This is a genomic window from Bradyrhizobium sp. ISRA442, from assembly GCF_038085055.1.
In the GTDB taxonomy this organism is placed as follows: domain Bacteria; phylum Pseudomonadota; class Alphaproteobacteria; order Rhizobiales; family Xanthobacteraceae; genus Bradyrhizobium.
In genome coordinates this window covers 1-1,043 of record NZ_JALGCN010000064.1, presented here as the reverse complement: position 1 = coordinate 1,043, position 1,043 = coordinate 1, and the positions used below count along the sequence as shown (strand labels likewise).

The following is a 1,043-nucleotide window of genomic DNA, read 5'->3' as shown; positions in this document are numbered from 1 at the left end:
CGCGGTAAAGGGGCGTGAGACGGAGTGCGAGGATCTCGCGCCTGCTGCACGACCGTCAACCCGGCCCTGCACCGCGGCAAAGCCGGACTGAGGAACCGGCGTCGCGAACGCGTGTTGACGCAAGCCGCCCGTTGCCTGCAGCTTGTTCAAGGTTCAAGATGGCTGACGAGACGATCACGACCACCGGCATCGCTGCTCATGGCGCTTCCCGCCTTCCGTCAGTGGATGTCGACAGCTTCAACATTGAACTGAAGGATGAGGACGGATTTCTTGGGGACCGTGCCAGCAAGGGCGCCTTCCGGGACACCCTCGAAAAGTGGCGGAAGCCGTTGCGTAGATCCGGCGAAGATCCGTTCGGCAAGGAGCTTTCCGAAGAAATCAGCAAGAAGGAACTCGACGCCATCCTGATCGGCGAAGATACCGACGCTTGGGCAGTTGTGCAGAGCGCGATCGAGGACTTCGCACAGGAGCTCGCCCACGTGACGCGTCGCTTCCTCAAGACCAAAGCCTGGGAGAAGACTGAGCGCATCGTAGTGGGCGGCGGCTTTAGCAATAGCCGCCTCGGCGAACTCGCCATCGCGCGCGCCGAAATCATCCTGAAGTCCGAGAACTTCAAGATCGAGATGCTGCCGATCCATCAGCACCCCGACGACGCAGGCCTAATTGGCGCGCTGCATCTTGCTCCTTCCTGGATCTTCGAAGCTCATGATTCCATCCTTGCCGTCGACATCGGAGGCGCCAACATCCGCTGTGGCGTCGTCGAAACGCGTCGCAAGAAGGCGCCGGACCTCACGAAGGCGTGCGTCTGGAAGTCCGAGCTATGGCGTCATGCCGACGACGATCCGAGCCGTAAGAACGCCGTGAAGAGGCTCGTCAAGATGCTCACGGACCTAATCGCGAAGGCGCAGGAGGAAGGGTTCAAGCTCGCGCCGTTCATCGGCATCGCGTGTCCTGGCGTCATCGAGAGCAACGGCTCGATCGCGAAGGGCGCGCAGAACCTGTCCGGCAATTGGGAGAGCAGCAAGTTCAATCTGCCGGCAACT

At 61.2% G+C, this 1,043-nt stretch carries 1 protein-coding gene; it reads left to right on the top strand.

All coding sequences use genetic code 11. The annotated features are described in order from the left end of the window. Window positions 1–158: 158 nt before the first annotated feature. On the top strand, window positions 159–1,043 hold an 885-nt coding region (locus tag MTR72_RS40200), incomplete at its 3' end, for an ROK family protein (RefSeq protein ID WP_341512348.1).